We start from the raw sequence: 16,699 nt of genomic DNA on the forward strand, positions 1-16,699 counted from the left end.
ACACTCCTGTCTATTTTAGTTCTACTACAGTTACGCCTGCGCCGCCTTCACCATAGGCACCTTCTCTGGAAGACTTCACATGCTTATGCCCTTTCAACAATTGCTTGATCCCATCCTTCAACACGCCGGTGCCTTTCCCATGGATAATGGTAACCTCTTGAATTCCTGCAAGATAAGCATCATCCAGATACTTATCCGTATTTAACAGAGCTTCCTCTAAAAGTTGACCCCTCAGATCAATGGAGGTTCTAATATTTTCCGCCTTACTCTTCACGATCTTGCCTGTTCCAGTTTTCTTTCCCTTTTCCTTTTCTTCTCTATCCAATCTCAAATTCTCAATATTTACATTGATTTTCATAATGCCAACCTGTACTGTTAAATCTCCATTGGCATCAGGTACTGTCACCACATTCCCTTTTTGGTTTAAAGTCAAGATCATTACTGTATCTCCTGGTTTTAACTGCTTTGGTGGTTTTGTATTTACACCCAAGGATACACCTAAGCCAAGGCCCTCATCTACTTGACCTAATTTTTCTCTTAGACCCTTTCTAGCCTCTTCAATTCTCCGATTTTTTTCCTTCTCCTCCACTTCTTGAGACAAGGTTCTCAGTTCCTTGATGATTTGATCTGCATCCTCTTTCGCTTCTTTTAATATCCTCCTTGCTTCTTCCCGAGCCTCCCGTAGCGTCTTCTCTCGTTGTTCCTCCAGCTTTTCACTTTTTCTATCATATTCCTCTTTTTGCTGTTGGATTGCTAGTTTCAGACGAATCGCATTATCTCGCTCCTGCTCCGCCTTCTGTTTATCTTTTTCAATGGTGGTTAGTAAATCTTCAAAAGCGATATCTTCATTGGAAATCGACTCTTTCGCCTTATCAATGATGTATTCTCCTAATCCGAGCCGCTTTGAGATTTCAAAGGCATTGGATTTTCCTGGCACACCGATTAACAGCTTGTAGGTAGGACTCAAGGTTTCCACATCAAATTCCACCGAAGCATTTTGTACCCCCTTGGTGGTTAGGGCATATTGCTTTAATTCCGTATAGTGGGTGGTGGCGATGGTTTTTACTCCCAGTCCGTATAAGTGATCCAAAATGGCAATGGCCAAGGCAGCCCCTTCCGTTGGATCTGTTCCTGCCCCCAGCTCATCCAATAAAATCAGAGAATTTTTCTCCACTTGCCCAAGAATTTCAACGATATTGGTCATATGGGATGAAAATGTACTCAAGCTTTGTTCAATGCTCTGTTCATCTCCGATATCAGCAAACACTTGATTAAAAATTGCAAGTTCTGTACCGAAGTCCCCAGGCACATTAAGCCCTGATTGGGCCATTAATGTAAAAAGTCCAACTGTTTTTAGTGTTACAGTTTTACCACCCGTATTGGGACCTGTAATAATCAATGTGCTAAATTCATCCCCATTCCAAATATTCGTTGGTACAACTTTTTTCTCATCAAGCAAAGGATGCCTTCCATTTTTGATCCGCAAATATCCTCTGTTATTCAATTTAGGTTCTATTGCTCTCATTTTTACTGATAGTCTGCCTTTGGCAAAAATGAAATCTAATCTCTTTAAAATTTCCTGATTAGAACGTATTTCAGTACTTTTATCTCCTACAAAAGCCGTTAATTCCCTTAAAATTCGTTCAATTTCAATCTGTTCTTTGATTTTCAATTCTCTCAACTCGTTGTTTAACTCTACAACAGCCATTGGCTCGACAAATAAGGTAGCGCCACTGGAAGACTGGTCGTGAATCAACCCTGGAACATTTCCACGGTGCTCTTGTTTTACGGGCACCACATACCGATCCTGCCGCTGAGTTACAATGGCATCCTGAAGATACTTTTGCATAGTACTTGATGAAGTAATACTGTTTAATTTATTCCGAATTGCTGTATGCTTCGATTCCATCTGCCTTCTGATGCTTCTTAGCTCTGGGCTGGCATGATCAGAAATCTCTTCATCACTGATAATACACTCATTAATGCGATCCTCAATGTTCTTCATGGTACTGATCTGCCCTACATACCCCTCAATAATAGGATACTTCCCTTCACCTTCCTTAGATTCCTTAAACATGGTCTTTAGCTTTCTTCCAGCCCGTAATGTATCGCTGACCTCTAGCAACTGTCCAGGATACAAGAAGGATCCGATTTCTGCTCTCCGCACATGATAAGATAGATCATGGACTCCACCCAAGGATACATTTCCTCTCTGAATCAAAACACTGGCAGCTTCACTGGTTTCCTTCTGCCATTCTATTACATTCTCCAAATTTACGGAGGGTTCTAATTTCTCGGCTAGTTCTCTTCCAAGGCTGGATTCAACCTTTTCCAGAAGCATATCTCTAATTTTTTCATATTCCAACACTCTTAATGTCCTTGTATTCATTTTCCTCTCCTCATACTTTCTATTTGCTATCAAAAGGGTAATTATTGTACGCCTCTATAAAAATGACCTTTCGTCAATCCACGTTCCCGCATTTCCTTTAAAAACGCTTCTGCCGCAGCAGTCATCATCCCCCTTTGAAGAACCTGTCCATAGGCTTCCATCATCTTCTCAATTTGATGTTCATCCTCTATCGTAAGATGAATTCTTAAATTTCCTACACCTCCATCTAATATCTCTTGGATATGCTCTATGAGGCATAGACTTTGAGAATTGAGTATATGAGTTCTACATTGACGATCCATCATGACTGGAAAAATCATACCCTTGCGATCCTTTAAGCCTAAACTACTATTTCTACATAGATTGCAGTTCTCCTGCTGACCCTTCTTGTTAAGAACAGCTGTCGTTGGACAATGCCGCATGATCATTAAAGGCAAATGACCTTGTACGATAACTTCCCCAGGGATAGGCACTTTCTCCATGATCTCTTTGATCTGCTTTAGCGTCAGTTCCGGAGATAAAGCAGCCTCCTCAACGCCCCATTCATGCAATAACATTAAAGCCCCATTATTAAATACATTTAGGGAGAAATCTCCATAGATGTGCTCTACCCCCATATCCCTGGCTACCTTTACGATTCCTAAGTTGGAGGCCATGATTCCTTTTACCTGATTTCGGTTTTTGGATAAAAACGTCTTGATATCTCTTAACTCCTCATCAGTAGTTATTCTTGAGAAGGAAGGTACGAGCTCCACCTCATGATTTTTCGCCAATTGACTGGCATCCTCCAGGGTGTCAAAATCCGTATAATAAATACGATTTACTGAAAACCGAAGTACAGCTTTAAGCTGCGTTAAATTATTAACGGATACCCTTAAGCTTACTTCAGATCTTTGTTCCCCTCTGGAAACGACAAACCATTGATCCATCTTCTTTCTTAACTCCCTTGTCTCAACTGGTTGTCTTCCATTGTGATTTGCTCTTAAATCATCCAATTGCTTAATAGCATCTCTTCGCAATCCATTTAATTCTCCTATGGGAATAATTCCATCTCCATCCAATTGAACTTCTAAACTTTCGAATACATAGGGCGTATTTCCAAGCTTCATGAGCTGTTCTCGAACCCTTTCTTCCTCTGTTGGCCTTTTTAGAGCCCTCTCTACCTGATATTCTCCCCGAATTTCCACATAATGCCCTTCTTGATCCCAAAGAGTCAGTAAAATATGCTCCCCTATTTTTCCATGAAAGGCTCCCTCAATAGGTATTTTTCTTTCTATTCTTTCAAAACTTTCCCTAGCCCGTTGGAACAGACTGATATCAGAGGTTTTATAAACGAATTGTCCCTTTGATACAGAATGCTTAAAGTTTACTTGGATAATTTCTTTTGCATTCCCCGTCTCTCTTTTTTCACCTCTTACAGTCAAGACTTCCACGATAGCCCCTGGACTATCGCCTTTTTCTGTCCATATCTCTATGCCATCGCCCTTTCGTAATTCATCGGTGAGCTTGATTTCAACCTTCTGCTTATTCTTATCATAGCCTACAACTTCTCCGATTTTTATTCCCCGATTGCTAGGCTTCTCAAAACTCATGATTTTCTTTCCGTAATCCCCCAAAATATAACCTTTGGTAAATTTACGGTTGAAAATTTGCTCCACATCTTTCAATGTAGCTGAATCAAGTTTAGGCTTGGATTTATTCATGGTATATTGGTCAATGGCCTTACGATAGGCACCTACAACAGTGGCTACGTATTCTGCTCTTTTTAGTCGCCCTTCAATCTTTAGAGATTTCACACCCGTATCTACGATTTGATGAATATTCTCTAATGTATTTAGATCCCTTGGGCTCAATAAATAATCTCCATCCTCATTCTTAAATACCTCTCCATTTCTCATATTGATGAGCTGGTAAGGCATTCTACAAGGTTGGGCACACCGCCCACGATTTCCGCTTCGCCCACCGATCATACTGCTCATCAAGCACTGGCCTGAATAACAAATACAAAGAGCACCATGAACAAATACCTCAATATCAGCTTTACAGTTATCCTGAACCTGTTTGATTTCTTCCACCGACATTTCCCTTGCCAGTACAACCCGCTGAAAGCCCAACTCTTCCAAGAGCTTTACCCCCTCTAAGTTGTGGACTGACATTTGGGTGCTGGCATGAATCTCAAAATCAGGAAAAAGATCACGGATAAGCTTTGCCGCACCAAGATCCTGTACGATGACTGCATCTACATCATGATTGTATAAAAATGATATATAGGTTGTGAAATCCTTTAATTCATCATTGGATACCAGGGTATTTACGGTTACAAATACTTTTACTCCTCGTATATGACAATAGCTTACAGCTTTTATAAGCTCTTCATCATCAAAGTTATTTGCACTTTGTCTTGCACTAAAGGACTTTCCTCCTAAATATATGGCATCGGCACCATTCTGCACTGCGGCTACCAATGCTTCCCAACTTCCCGCTGGCGCTAGCAATTCTATTTCTCTCAAGTGTTTCAACCCCTGTTTATAATTTATGTTCAATAAAAAAGGCACACTACGTGTGCTTCGCTAGGGGAACCTAGTTCCCCTTCGACGGCTGCCAAGCAGCCTGAGCACCCCTCTGACTGCGGCATGGGAATATTTCCCCTGCACCCCTGTTTTTTTATAGTATAAGAAAGTATACCTTCTTATACTATAAAAAAAGTAGCAATATTATTATATCACTACTTTTAGCATACTATAAAACCCATAGAATTATTTTTTCCCTTCTCCATCAAAGCCCTCTATGTAAGCTTCCAGTTCTTTTCTAGATTGTACATATTTAATCTGCATTTCAAATAGTTTGTTTTGTAAATCCTCATTCATTTTTCTAATCGTCTCAATCTCTTGCTCCTTTTCAGACAAAGCCTCTTTCAATTCTCTATTTTCAAAAAGCAGTTCCTGGCTCTCCTGTTCCATACAAGTGGCATTTCGTAAATCTTCTTCCAATCGTTGAATAATTTCAATATATTCTTGATTCTGACCTTCCGCCTCAGCTGTCGCAACCGCCAGCTGATTGCGCACCTGGTCCAATTCATATAAGGGTTGTAATGCTTCCTTTTCCAATGCTTCCAATTGAGATTTCGTCTTAAAATACTCATCGGCTATGTTTACGGAAGTTAATACTGCTGCCATAGCAGTACTTAGCTTCTTACTTTGCTTCGCAATGACCACCATCTTATCATCAACATAATTTGCGACCTTCTGCATGTATTCCCGGGGCTCAGTACCAACCAGGGTATATTCTTGCCCATTGATCCGCACAACGACCTTGCTTTTGTTGCTCATCAATATCTCTCCTTCTATGGATTGGAGTCCCTATATTAATTCTGTAAAAGAATAGCATTTCCTTCTTTTTTTTACATACCGTGGGAATTTCTATAGATTTCTTCTGACTCATAAATATATAGTACTATTATATTACATCCTTGACATGAAATAAATACTGCCATTGGCTTATATCCATGAAATTTCGTAGGTATATCTATCCAATTATGTTCTGAAGGGATGAATAAACTAAAATAGATCCGGCAGTAATCTGCCGGACCTATTTTAGTCTCTTAATTGAGCATCTAGTTTTTCTTTTAGCTGACTTAAGATTTTGTCGTGTACCTTCACTACCTCTTCGTCTGTAAGCGTACGATCTTCCCCTCGATACGTAAGGGCATAAGCAACACTCTTGTAACCTTCTTTAATCTGTTTGCCTTTATATACATCAAATAGTTGAACTTGCTCTAAAAGCTTTCCACCATTGCCTTTGATCACATCCTCTATTTGCTTCACATAAACCTCATCCTTTACTACCAAGGCAATGTCCCGAGTAATTGCAGGATACTTAGGCAACGCCTTGTATATCCTATCCAATCTGGTTAATTGAAGCACAATATTAAAGTCGATCTCTCCCAGATATGTTCTTACCTCTAAATCATAATTCTCAGCCACATCAGGGTGTATCTCGCCAAAAACACCTAAAATATGATTCTCCCAAAGAAGGTTAGCACATCTTCCCGGATGGAATGTTGGATGATTTTTTTCAGGTATAAACTCAATATTTTGAATACCTAAATTGCTGAAAACACTTTCAATAGTCCCCTTCATGGTAAAGAAGTCTACGTCTTTACCATACATCCCCAAGGCAAGTACTGGCTTTTCTATAGGCAATTGCTCCACAGGAATATTATGGGGAAGAAATACTCTTCCGATTTCAAAGGCCTTTACTGATTCTACATTTCGATTGTTATTTCTGGAGAGAACCTCAAGCATATTAGGCATCAAGGTAGTGCGCATGATACTGTTTTCTTCTCCAAGAGGATTGATTAATTTTACCGTTCTCCTCATAAAACTTTCTTCTGGCAGTCCGATCATATCAAATCCTTTTGGACTTACAAATGAGTACGTAGATATCTCTGTAACCCCAGCAGCATTTAGATGCTTTTTCGCATAATCCTCAATAATCTGTCCATTTGTCTTTGCCCCTTGAGAATTCCCTTTTGGAATCGTCACGTCAATCCTATTATAACCATAGATTCTTGCCACCTCTTCCACGATATCAATTTCTTCAGTAATATCTTGACGAAAAGTTGGTATTGTCAGTAATAAGCTTTTTTCCTCCTGAGCCACTTCGATCTCAAGCTTTTTAAGGATGGCTGCAATCTCTTCTGAAGATATTTTCGTTCCCAGCAGATCGTTGATTCGTTGTGGTCTTACTTTTAATGATCTTTTCTGAAGTTCGTTTGGATAAATATCGATGACCCCTTGCACTACTTTACCTGCACCTAGCTCCTCTATCAACTGACATGCTCGATTCACTGCACTTAGCGCAATATTAGGGTCCACACCTTTTTCAAATCTTGCTGAAGCCTCCGTTCTAAGTCCTAACTTTTTAGATGTTGCTCGTACATTGTCAGAATAAAAATTGGCTGATTCAAAGAGAATGACTTTAGTCTCATCTGTTATTTCAGAATTCTCTCCACCCATGACACCAGCAATGCCTACCGGTTTTTCTCCATCACAGATCATGAGCATGCTGCTGTCCATCTTTCTCTCTATTCCATCCAATGTCTTGAAAACAGAACCCTCTTCTGCCTGTTTCACAATGATCTTTCTGCCCGCTACCATATCTAAATCGAAAGCATGAAGAGGTTGCCCCATTTCTAGCATTACATAATTGGTTATATCTACAATGTTACTAATCGGTCGAACACCTGACTCCATCAATCTTCTCTGCATCCACTCAGGAGAGGGCTGAATAACGATATTTGTTGCCACTCTAGCAGTATATCTTCTACACAATTCTGTATTTAGCACCTCAACTGATGCAAAATCTCGAATATCTCCATACACATTGTCGATTTTAATTTCAGGATATTTTAAATCAAGATTAAAAGTTGCGGCAGTTTCTCTTGCCATTCCCAAGATGCTCAGGCAATCTGGACGATTCGGTGTAATTTCAAATTCAATGACATGCCCGTTAATTCCAAGGGCTTCCTTGATATCCGTACCTGGTATATAGGCCTGGTCTAAAATATAAATACCATCTTTCTGATAGGCTGGAATAACCTTATCAGCGATACCTAGCTCTTTAGCAGAACACATCATGCCACTGGACTCTTCTCCTCTTAGCTTTCCTTTCTTGATTTTTACGCCTCCCGGCAAAGTCCCGCCAACAAGTACGATGGGTACATAATGACCCTCACGAATATTATCCGCACCTGTTACAATCTGCACGATCTCACTCCCTACATCTACCTTGGTCACAAGAAGCTTATCAGCATTTGGATGTCGTTGGATCTCCAGTATCTTTCCAACCACAACCTTATCAATTTCCTCTCCTAATACTTCCACAGCCTCCACCTTAGACCCTGACATTTCTAAGTCTTCACTTAACCTTCTCACTTCGATATGATCTATGTCTACAAAATCCTTTAACCACTTCAATGGTACAAACATGATCCTATACCTCCTTTATTTCTATTATCTACTTACTATTTCCATCTAGAACTGCTTGATGAAGCGCATATCATTCTCAAAGAAAAGGCGAATATCATCGATTTCATGCTTCAGCATGGCAATCCTATCTAATCCCATCCCAAAGGCAAATCCACTATAGATATCTGGATCAATCCCGCATACCTTTAATACATTTGGGTGCACCATTCCTGCACCAAGAATTTCAATCCACCCACTGCCTTTACATACACGACACCCTGCGCCTTGACACTTGAAACAGCTTACATCTACTTCTGCACTTGGCTCTGTAAAAGGAAAGTAGTGTGGTCGGAACTTCGTTTTTGTTCCAACACCAAAGAACTGTTTCGCAAAATGATCTAATGTTCCTTTTAAATCTGCCATGGTTATGTTTTTATCCACCACAAGACCTTCTATCTGATGAAACATCGGTGAATGGGTAGCATCTGGTGTATCTCTACGGAAGCATCTACCTGGTGAAATGACGCGGATTGGAGGCTTTGATCTCTCCATCGTTCTAACCTGAACTGGAGAAGTCTGTGTTCTTAACAAAATGTCTTCTGAAATATAAAAAGTATCTGACAGATCTCTTGAAGGGTGATTTTGTGGTGCATTCAAGGCATCAAAATTATAGAATACTGTTTCTACCTCAGGTCCTTCCGCTATTTTAAAGCCCATACCCATAAAAATTCCTTTTATCTCGTCCAACACCACATTTAGCGGATGTCTATGTCCGATTTCTTGGGATTTACCTGGCATAGTGACATCTATGCTCTCTACAGCTAGCCTTGCATTCTTCTCGATAGATTTAACCCCTTCTACCGCACTACTTAATGCATTTTCAATGTTTTCTCTTACTTCGTTGGCAATCTGACCAACAATAGGTCTTTCCTCTGGAGACAATCCTCCCATTCCTCTGAGAACTCCAGTTAGTTCTCCTTTTTTTCCTAAGTATTTGATACGCACTTGTTCAAGTTCTTGCATGGACTGGGCTTTTACGATTTCTTCCAAAGCCAAGGACTGTATTTGTTCAAGCTTTTCTCTCATTTTCATTCTCCTTCCTACAGCATTTCTTATTTTATTTATTGAAAAGATTCCCGAAGGACCTAAACAGCATCAGTGCCAAAACATAAATCATTCCTGCATAAAAAGCATGATTTGCAATGGTCTTCAGTTCTTTTTTCTCCTTTTGTTTACTCCATCGATTTAAAATCAAACTCATCACAAAATATACACCAAAGAAGATGATAAAACTACTGATATATGTCACCTTTGATACCTCCTGTGAAAACTATACACCTATAGTATCCCTTATTTTAGACAATAAAAAAAATCCTCAATCCCGAAAGGGACGAAGATTTCTCCGCGGTACCACCCTAATAGTTGTAAAACAACCACTCATTCGACATAACGGCGTCCACCGATAGAGCCTACTGTATATTTCAGCCCTATAGTTCAAGAGGGAACTTCAAATGCTTTAAACTTAGAAATGCTCGCAGCCTCTGGCATTTCTTCTCTGTAAGTCAAACTACATTCTACTTTTCTCTATCATAACTGATCTCTATATTCATTAATTTGTCGCAAGTTCTCTATAAGCCAAGTAGGCGTTAATGTTACCAGTTAACATAAAAACTTTCCAAAACCATTCCTTTGTGGCAAACATAATCGCCGACACCCCTTTTCACTGGCTGATTTATATACATTATAGCACAGGGAAAAAAGGTTTACAAGAATTATACAGTGAATAACCGGAACTAATTTTAAAATTTTCTGACTATATCCTTATCCTATTCTTTGTCGTACAACCTCATACATAACAATAGATGCAGCCACTGATGCGTTTAAGGATTCTGCCTTGCCAAGCATAGGAATTTTAATCAATATATCAGAAGACATGATGTCCTCTTGTTGTACGCCATTGGCCTCATTTCCCACAATGATTGCGCACATTTCCCTATAATCCACTTCAAAATAGTATTTTTCACCTTCAAGACTGGTAGTAATAATTTTTACACCTTGCGACTTCAATAAAGCAATTATTTCACTGGTATTTCCAGTGGACAAGATGGGTAGGTGAAAAATGGAACCCATAGTAGAACGGATTGTCTTGCTATTATAAAGGTCTACAGAACCCTTGGTAATAAAAATAGCATCCGCTCCTGCTGCATCGGCAGTTCTAATAATCGTCCCCATGTTTCCTGGATCCTGAATTCTATCTAAAATGATATAGAAACCTCTATCTCTGCTCAATATATCTTCAATACTATAGGTATCCATAGAAACAAGCGCCATAATTCCTTGGGGATTTTGTGTGTCCGAAAGCTCTTTGAAGAGCTGAACAGGTATTTTATATAATAGTATCTCTCTTTGCATAAGCTCCTCGAGAAGTTCTTCCCCACCAGCAGTTTCATAAAGCTCATCACAAAATAAAATCTTCTTTAAGCTTTTTTCATTCTCCAAAGCATCTTTTATAATACGTACTCCCTCAATGATATATTCCTGCCATTGTTCTCTCATCTTTCGCTTCGTCAATTGTCTCGCATGTTTTACGATAGAATTTTCGGGAGAGCTTATCTCATTGATCAAGGCATACACCTCACCTTTTACCCTTACTTTTCATCCATCTGTACATCATAATAGATACTATACATTATGTAGGGGCGAACAGCGTTCGCCCACCTTCAGCAGATATCTGGCGAACACTGTTCGCCCCTATAAATTATCTGTTTTTAATATTTACATATTATCTTTCTTTTATAATATCCAAAATAGATACGAATAAAAACATTCTATAAAAAATCACACTATGTGTGCTTCGCTAGGGGAACCTAGTTCCCCTTCGACGGCTGCAAAGCAGCCTGAGCACCCCTCTGACTACGGCATGGGAATACTTCCCCTGCACCCTTGTTTTTTATAGTATAAGAAAGTATCCTTTCTTATACTATAAAAAAAGACTCTATAAAAGAGTCTATTTCATTAAGCGTTAAGCTTTTGCTTTGCTACATCCACTAGTTGCTTGAAGCCAACTTCATCATAGATTGCCATTTCAGATAGCATCTTTCTGTTGATCTCAATACCAGCTTGCTTTAATCCATTGATCAATCTGCTGTATGACATGCCATGCATTCTAGCACCAGCATTGATTCTCGCGATCCATAATTTTCTAAAATCTCTTTTTCTTAACTTACGTCCAATATATGCAAATCTTAAAGCTCTCATTACTGCTTCATTGGCAGGTCTGAAAAGTTTACTCTTCGCGCCGTATTGTCCTTTTGCAAGCTTTAAGATCTTTTTATGCTTTTTCTTAGCGTTTATCGCTTTTTTTACTCTTGCCATATATTTCTACCTCCTTTACAACTCTATTTTTATGCGTATGGTAATAATACTTTGATTCTATGCTGATCAGCGCTTGTTAATAGCGTAGCTTTTCTTAAATTTCTCTTTCTCTTTGAAGTCTTCTTCGTAAGGATATGACTTTTAAACGCCTTGTTTCTCTTAACCTTACCTTTTTTTGTTAGCTTAAATCTCTTTGCTGCGCCTCTATGCGTTTTCATTTTTGGCATGTTTGTTTCCTCCCCTCTAAGCTCTAACTATTCTTTGGTGTTAGGAACATGATCATGTTTTTACCTTCCATGATTGGCTTTTTCTCAACATTTCCTGCATCAGCAATCAATTGGGTAAACTTCTCCATAACACGATGTCCTAAATCCACATAACCAACTTCTCTACCTCTAAACCTTATAGTAACTTTTACTTTATCACCATCTTGTAAAAACTTAATGGCGTGGGTAGCTTTCACATTTAAATCATGTTCTTCGATGCTAGGGCTTAATCGAACTTCCTTTAATGTAATCACTTTTTGTTTCTTTTTGGCTTCCTTTTCTTTTTTAGAAAGCTCATACTTATACTTGCCAAAGTCCATGATTCTGCAAACAGGTGGTTTTGCCTGAGGTGCAATTTTCACCAAGTCTAATCGTTTTTCAATGGCAATCTCCAATGCCTGTTTTGTGGGCATAATACCTAACTGTTCACCATCAGCATCAATTACCCTGATTTCACGGTCTCTTATTTCTTCGTTCAACTCTAAATCTTTAATAATCGGCCACCTCCTATATTTTTCCAACAACATCCACATGCATATATAAATAAAAAGACGGATGTTCAGCACATCCGCCTCATAAGCTCAAAAGAATACTTAGAAATAAGTAACAAGCTCATATTAACCTTACGAACCCATGTTGTAAGGTGAGAAGCGGATAACTTCTACTTCATATCACTTACATAGTTTAACACCGTCTTTTTTATTTGTCAACAGTCTTTCCTAATTTTTCAGATTTATTTTGCTTTTCTTCTTGCGGAGACTTGATTTTTCCAAGCATGTAACCCTAAAGAAACACCGATAACCCCATAGGCAACAAATGCTCTGAAATATTCTCCAATTTCAGCACTTCCCAACAAGTTCTTTCCTGCCAGTGGTGATACGATAAACAAGGTATGGAACAACAACGTACCTACAATGGCATGACCAATAGTAGCCCTCGATACCGATGCGCCACCAATGAGAATAGCTGCAGCTGCAAATGTTCCAACCTGCTCATGGCTTCCGTAAGTATTCAACGTCCCTAAATTCTGTAAAAAAATGATTTGTCCCCAACCAGCCAATAGAGTCGAAATCACAATAGCTATAATTCTCACCTTATCCACATGAATCCCAGATACCTTGGCAATATGCATATCCTGTCCAACAGTTCGAAATTCTTGGCCTAATTTAGTCTTTACAATAAATACATTAAATAAACATAGTATTCCAATCACCACGAACGTTACCATAGGTACCATCACGATCTTATACATGGTGACTGCATTCATCATCACTACACCGATGGCAATCATTACACTTGCTAAAATCAGCTGAATAAATACTTTTCTTTTATTAAAAGATTGGGATTTCTTTACAACCACTTTATAAACCAAATAGCCCATCAATAAGGCAGCATAACAGCAGCCAAATACCAATAAAGCTTGAAACATATTTAATTTTACAATATTATCAAGAGAATATTTAATGGCTAAAAGATCGATAGTATTTTTAATCCCTACCCCACCACTTATTACCAATACAGGATTCTTCATTGGAATAATGGTGCCTACTAAGAAAAGGAAGAGAAGCTGATACACACCATTGGCGAAAAAGCCCAAAATCATACTGGTAACCATTTCTTGCCCTTTGGTTTTGTTTAACAGTTTTCCTGTTAGGTAACCAAACAAAATAGCAAAGGGTGTTGAGATCAGCACAGTAAGCAATAGTCCAGGTAATCCTCCCACTTGCCAATGGGTAACAGCGATAATGGCAATCTGTCCAGCCATAGCACCCAAGACAATGGCAAAATTCAATCCCATACCAGCCAACACGGGGATAATCAATGCAAGAACCACAAATACGTTTCTTGACAATCTTGTTACCAATTCATTTAAAATAAAAGGCACTGGTAATTCTGACAATTTAATCCCGATAAGGCACATGATGATAAATAACAAAGGTACCATGTTTTCAAATAGTAAATTTTTTATATAGCTCCCATGTTTTTTATTCTCTAGGCTCTTTTCTTTAACTTCTACCATTTTATTCACCCCCGCCTGCTTGAGTTAATGCATAAAGAATGATTCCATTACTGACAATAATCCTTAATACTTCTGAAAGATTTCCTTCTGTAACCATTTTATTGGCAACAGGTAGCGCGATCGTCAAAAGAGCCTGAAATAAGAAAGTTCCTAAAATAACATGACTGATCTTTGCATTTTTAATGGATGCTCCTCCAATTAAAATCGCAGCTACAGGTGGAAACCCCATATACAAAGGTGCCTGGTAAAGTTGATAAAAACCAAAGCTTTGGGCATATACAATAATACCAATACCACCAAGGATTGTTGATAGCACTGTCCCAATCAGTCTTGATTGATCCACATCGATGCCTGAAGCTACTGCAAATCTTGGATTATCTCCTACAGCCTTCAGGGCAACCCCAGTCTTGCTTCTTAAAAATAACCAGACAATGAAACAACAGAATAAAAAGAAAAGTATAAGTCCCGTTGGAATGGCCACATCTCCTATATTGAATGTCCAAAGTTTATTTAGTATCTTGTCATATCTAGATGTCAATGCAATGGTTGTTCTTAGTCCTTTTCCTGAAATCGGCCAAATGATCTCTCCATTTCTAAAAGGAAGTACCAGCCATCCGATACACATAAGAGATACTACGGAAAAGCCTACATATGTACCTACCATCATCTCTGATCCCTTTACCTTGTTTAGGAGCAGCCCATAGAAATAGCCCGAAACCAATGATAACGGTATAGAGATAATCATTGCTGCAAATATGGCAGTCATTCCCGTGAGATCCATTTCGATACTGATAAGCCCCCCTAGAATTCCACAAATAATTCCTAAAGGCAAACCGAAGTTCATTCCTGTACCTGATAAAATACAGGGTACCAGTGCTAAGGTCAATACACCATTCATTCCAAAACGCACTAGAGTATCCGTCGATAAGGCGCCCAAAGGTATTTTATAGGAAAATGCTCCAAAAATCAGTGTGATTAAAAAACCAATGATGATCATTCTAGGTATTCCAAGCTTCTGTGTTAGGGATTGAATTTTCTCTTTCATCTTTATATTGCCTCCTTGCTGTGAAGCTTTTTGTATCCACCAGCCATGGCCAAACCAAATTCTGCATCACTGGCTTCTGGCTCAAGTATACATTCAATCTTACCTTCAGTAATGATCGCAATTCTGTCACATATGGACCTTAGTTCGCCCAATTCACTGGAAGTCATTACGATCGTCATTCCAAATTCTTTATTTAACTTCACCAGTAAATCTAACACCAGCTTCTTTGCGCCAATATCAATACCCCTGGTTGGCTCAGAAACAAACAAAATATTTGGATTCAGAGTCAAGGCTCTGGCAATACAAACCTTCTGTTGATTCCCTCCACTTAATCTTCTCGTAATCTGCTGTGGACCTCGACAGCGGATATCTAAATCTTCGATCATTTTCATGGCATGCTCTCTCACAGTTTTTCCATCCATTTGGTCAAAGCAAAGGAAGTGATTTAAGAACTTTCGCTGACTCTGCATAGCTGTTATGGCGATGTTTAGCTCAATGGATGTATCTAACAAAAGTCCTACACCCCTTCGATCCTCTGAAACAAAGGCAAGACCATTTTTTAAAGACGCATTGGGGTTATTCAATTCAATTTTTCTGTCCTCTAGCTCAACTTCACCCGAGGCAGGATATAATCCCATGATTCCATTGGCAATCCCGATTTTTCCTTGACCAGCAAGACCACCAAGACCAATGATTTCGCCTTTTTTAATATCCAGATCTATACCCTTTACTTCTTCTCCGGGCATAGCGACTTCCATATTTTTTATTCTCATAATTACTTCATCGCTGGTTTTCTGCTGGATATCCTTGTCCTTACCAAGCTTATCAATCTTCCTTCCAACCATAAGCTCGGCCAACTGCATCACATTGCTTTCCTCTTTTTTAAGGGTTGCTACCAATTCTCCATCTCGCAAAATCGTAATGTTATCCGCTACGTTGATTACTTCATCCAATCGATGAGTAATAAATAGAATCGCAATACCGGATGCGGCGATTTTTCTCATTGCCTCCAATAGGGTATCTGCTTCACTTTCTGTTAGCACAGCGGTTGGTTCATCAAATACAAGAAGTTTTATATTGCTTTTGTCGATTTCTCTGGCAATCTCTACAAACTGCATATATCCCACAGGAAGTCCTGCTATTTTCATCCATTCATCAATGCCTATCCCTAATGTATCCAATGCCTTTCTGGCATCCTTATTCATCTGTTCCATATCTAAACTCTTTAAGCTAGGCCCCAAAATTCGGCTTAGCATATTATTCTTTGTTATTTCGCGATTCAATTTGATATTTTCCGTAATCGTAAACCCTGGGATCAGCATGAATTCTTGATGCACCATACCAATTCCAGCTTCCATGGCCTCTTTGGGTGATTTTAGTTGTACTGGTTTTCCATCTAGTATAACCTCTCCATTGAATCCGCCAGTGGAATGAATCACAGGCATACCGAATAGAATATTCATCAACGTCGATTTTCCAGCCCCATTTTCACCTAATAGGGCATGTATTTCTCCCTCTTTTACTGTTAGGTTGATGCCCTTAAGAACTTTATTACCAAAATAATCTTTTTCGATATTCTTCATTTCTAGTACTGTACTTGCTCCCACGGATTCGATCCCTCCTCTGTGAATTTTA

General features: G+C 39.0%; 14 protein-coding genes and 2 other annotated features. All 14 genes read right to left on the reverse strand.

Going from position 1 to position 16,699, the window contains the following annotated elements; translation table 11 throughout:
* Nucleotides 1–10: 10 nt before the first annotated feature.
* Nucleotides 11–2,389 (reverse strand): endonuclease MutS2, encoded by a 2,379-nt coding sequence (locus HNQ80_RS21470; RefSeq protein ID WP_184312739.1) that lies wholly within the window; start codon nucleotides 2,387–2,389, stop codon nucleotides 11–13.
* 41 nt (nucleotides 2,390–2,430) lie between these two features.
* Nucleotides 2,431–4,899: a DUF3656 domain-containing U32 family peptidase gene (locus HNQ80_RS21475; RefSeq protein WP_184312740.1), complete on the reverse strand. Its 2,469-nt coding sequence runs from the start codon at nucleotides 4,897–4,899 to the stop codon at nucleotides 2,431–2,433.
* Between the two features lie 246 nt (nucleotides 4,900–5,145).
* Nucleotides 5,146–5,718, reverse strand: a complete 573-nt coding sequence (gene zapA, locus HNQ80_RS21480; RefSeq protein WP_184312741.1) for a cell division protein ZapA — start codon at nucleotides 5,716–5,718, stop codon at nucleotides 5,146–5,148.
* 264 nt (nucleotides 5,719–5,982) lie between these two features.
* A complete protein-coding gene (gene pheT, locus HNQ80_RS21485) occupies nucleotides 5,983–8,379 on the reverse strand; it encodes a phenylalanine--tRNA ligase subunit beta (protein WP_184312742.1) in 2,397 nt (798 codons plus the stop codon).
* A gap of 45 nt (nucleotides 8,380–8,424) precedes the next feature.
* Nucleotides 8,425–9,444: a phenylalanine--tRNA ligase subunit alpha gene (gene pheS / locus HNQ80_RS21490; RefSeq protein WP_184312743.1), complete on the reverse strand. Its 1,020-nt coding sequence runs from the start codon at nucleotides 9,442–9,444 to the stop codon at nucleotides 8,425–8,427.
* Between the two features lie 31 nt (nucleotides 9,445–9,475).
* Nucleotides 9,476–9,667, reverse strand: coding sequence for a hypothetical protein (locus HNQ80_RS21495; protein ID WP_184312744.1), 192 nt, complete (start codon nucleotides 9,665–9,667; stop codon nucleotides 9,476–9,478).
* Between the two features lie 74 nt (nucleotides 9,668–9,741).
* Nucleotides 9,742–9,958, reverse strand: a binding site (T-box leader).
* Between the two features lie 9 nt (nucleotides 9,959–9,967).
* Nucleotides 9,968–10,060 carry a YqzL family protein gene (locus HNQ80_RS26740; RefSeq protein ID WP_184312745.1) on the reverse strand — a complete coding sequence of 31 codons (93 nt, stop codon included), beginning with the start codon at nucleotides 10,058–10,060 and terminating at the stop codon, nucleotides 9,968–9,970.
* Nucleotides 10,061–10,179: 119 nt separating this feature from the next.
* Nucleotides 10,180–10,983 (reverse strand): 23S rRNA (guanosine(2251)-2'-O)-methyltransferase RlmB, encoded by an 804-nt coding sequence (gene rlmB, locus HNQ80_RS21505; RefSeq protein WP_184312746.1) that lies wholly within the window; start codon nucleotides 10,981–10,983, stop codon nucleotides 10,180–10,182.
* A gap of 390 nt (nucleotides 10,984–11,373) precedes the next feature.
* Entirely contained in the window at nucleotides 11,374–11,733 is a 360-nt protein-coding gene (gene rplT, locus HNQ80_RS21510; RefSeq protein ID WP_184312747.1) for a 50S ribosomal protein L20, read from the reverse strand.
* Between the two features lie 29 nt (nucleotides 11,734–11,762).
* Nucleotides 11,763–11,960 carry a 50S ribosomal protein L35 gene (rpmI, locus tag HNQ80_RS21515; RefSeq protein ID WP_184312748.1) on the reverse strand — a complete coding sequence of 66 codons (198 nt, stop codon included), beginning with the start codon at nucleotides 11,958–11,960 and terminating at the stop codon, nucleotides 11,763–11,765.
* Nucleotides 11,961–11,983: 23 nt separating this feature from the next.
* Nucleotides 11,984–12,532 (reverse strand): translation initiation factor IF-3, encoded by a 549-nt coding sequence (infC, locus tag HNQ80_RS21520; RefSeq protein ID WP_243183479.1) that lies wholly within the window; start codon nucleotides 12,530–12,532, stop codon nucleotides 11,984–11,986.
* 4 nt (nucleotides 12,533–12,536) lie between these two features.
* Nucleotides 12,537–12,672, reverse strand: a sequence feature (ribosomal protein L20 leader region).
* Nucleotides 12,673–12,732: 60 nt separating this feature from the next.
* Complete coding sequence (locus HNQ80_RS21525) at nucleotides 12,733–14,019, reverse strand: ABC transporter permease subunit (RefSeq protein ID WP_184312749.1); 1,287 nt, start codon at nucleotides 14,017–14,019, stop codon at nucleotides 12,733–12,735.
* A 1-nt stretch (nucleotide 14,020) separates the two neighbouring features.
* Nucleotides 14,021–15,064, reverse strand: a complete 1,044-nt coding sequence (locus HNQ80_RS21530; protein ID WP_184312750.1) for an ABC transporter permease subunit — start codon at nucleotides 15,062–15,064, stop codon at nucleotides 14,021–14,023.
* Nucleotides 15,065–15,066: 2 nt separating this feature from the next.
* The gene (locus HNQ80_RS21535) at nucleotides 15,067–16,671 is read right to left on the reverse strand and encodes a sugar ABC transporter ATP-binding protein (RefSeq protein ID WP_330602987.1); all 1,605 of its coding nucleotides are present in this window, start codon (nucleotides 16,669–16,671) and stop codon (nucleotides 15,067–15,069) included.
* Between the last annotated feature and the right edge of the window lie 28 nt (nucleotides 16,672–16,699).

This window comes from Anaerosolibacter carboniphilus, from assembly GCF_014205875.1.
Taxonomy (GTDB): Bacteria; Bacillota; Clostridia; order Peptostreptococcales; family Thermotaleaceae; genus Anaerosolibacter; species Anaerosolibacter carboniphilus.

Coding starts and splice junctions, on each gene's coding strand:
- HNQ80_RS21470 (WP_184312739.1), bottom strand. CDS start 2,389: ATGAATACAAGGACATTAAGAGTGTTGGAATATGAAAAAATTAGAGAT.
- zapA (WP_184312741.1), bottom strand. CDS start 5,718: ATGAGCAACAAAAGCAAGGTCGTTGTGCGGATCAATGGGCAAGAATAT.
- pheT (WP_184312742.1), bottom strand. CDS start 8,379: ATGTTTGTACCATTGAAGTGGTTAAAGGATTTTGTAGACATAGATCAT.
- pheS (WP_184312743.1), bottom strand. CDS start 9,444: ATGAGAGAAAAGCTTGAACAAATACAGTCCTTGGCTTTGGAAGAAATC.
- HNQ80_RS26740 (WP_184312745.1), bottom strand. CDS start 10,060: ATGTTTGCCACAAAGGAATGGTTTTGGAAAGTTTTTATGTTAACTGGT.
- rplT (WP_184312747.1), bottom strand. CDS start 11,733: ATGGCAAGAGTAAAAAAAGCGATAAACGCTAAGAAAAAGCATAAAAAG.
- rpmI (WP_184312748.1), bottom strand. CDS start 11,960: ATGCCAAAAATGAAAACGCATAGAGGCGCAGCAAAGAGATTTAAGCTA.
- infC (WP_243183479.1), bottom strand. CDS start 12,532: ATGTGGATGTTGTTGGAAAAATATAGGAGGTGGCCGATTATTAAAGAT.
- HNQ80_RS21525 (WP_184312749.1), bottom strand. CDS start 14,019: ATGGTAGAAGTTAAAGAAAAGAGCCTAGAGAATAAAAAACATGGGAGC.
- HNQ80_RS21530 (WP_184312750.1), bottom strand. CDS start 15,064: ATGAAAGAGAAAATTCAATCCCTAACACAGAAGCTTGGAATACCTAGA.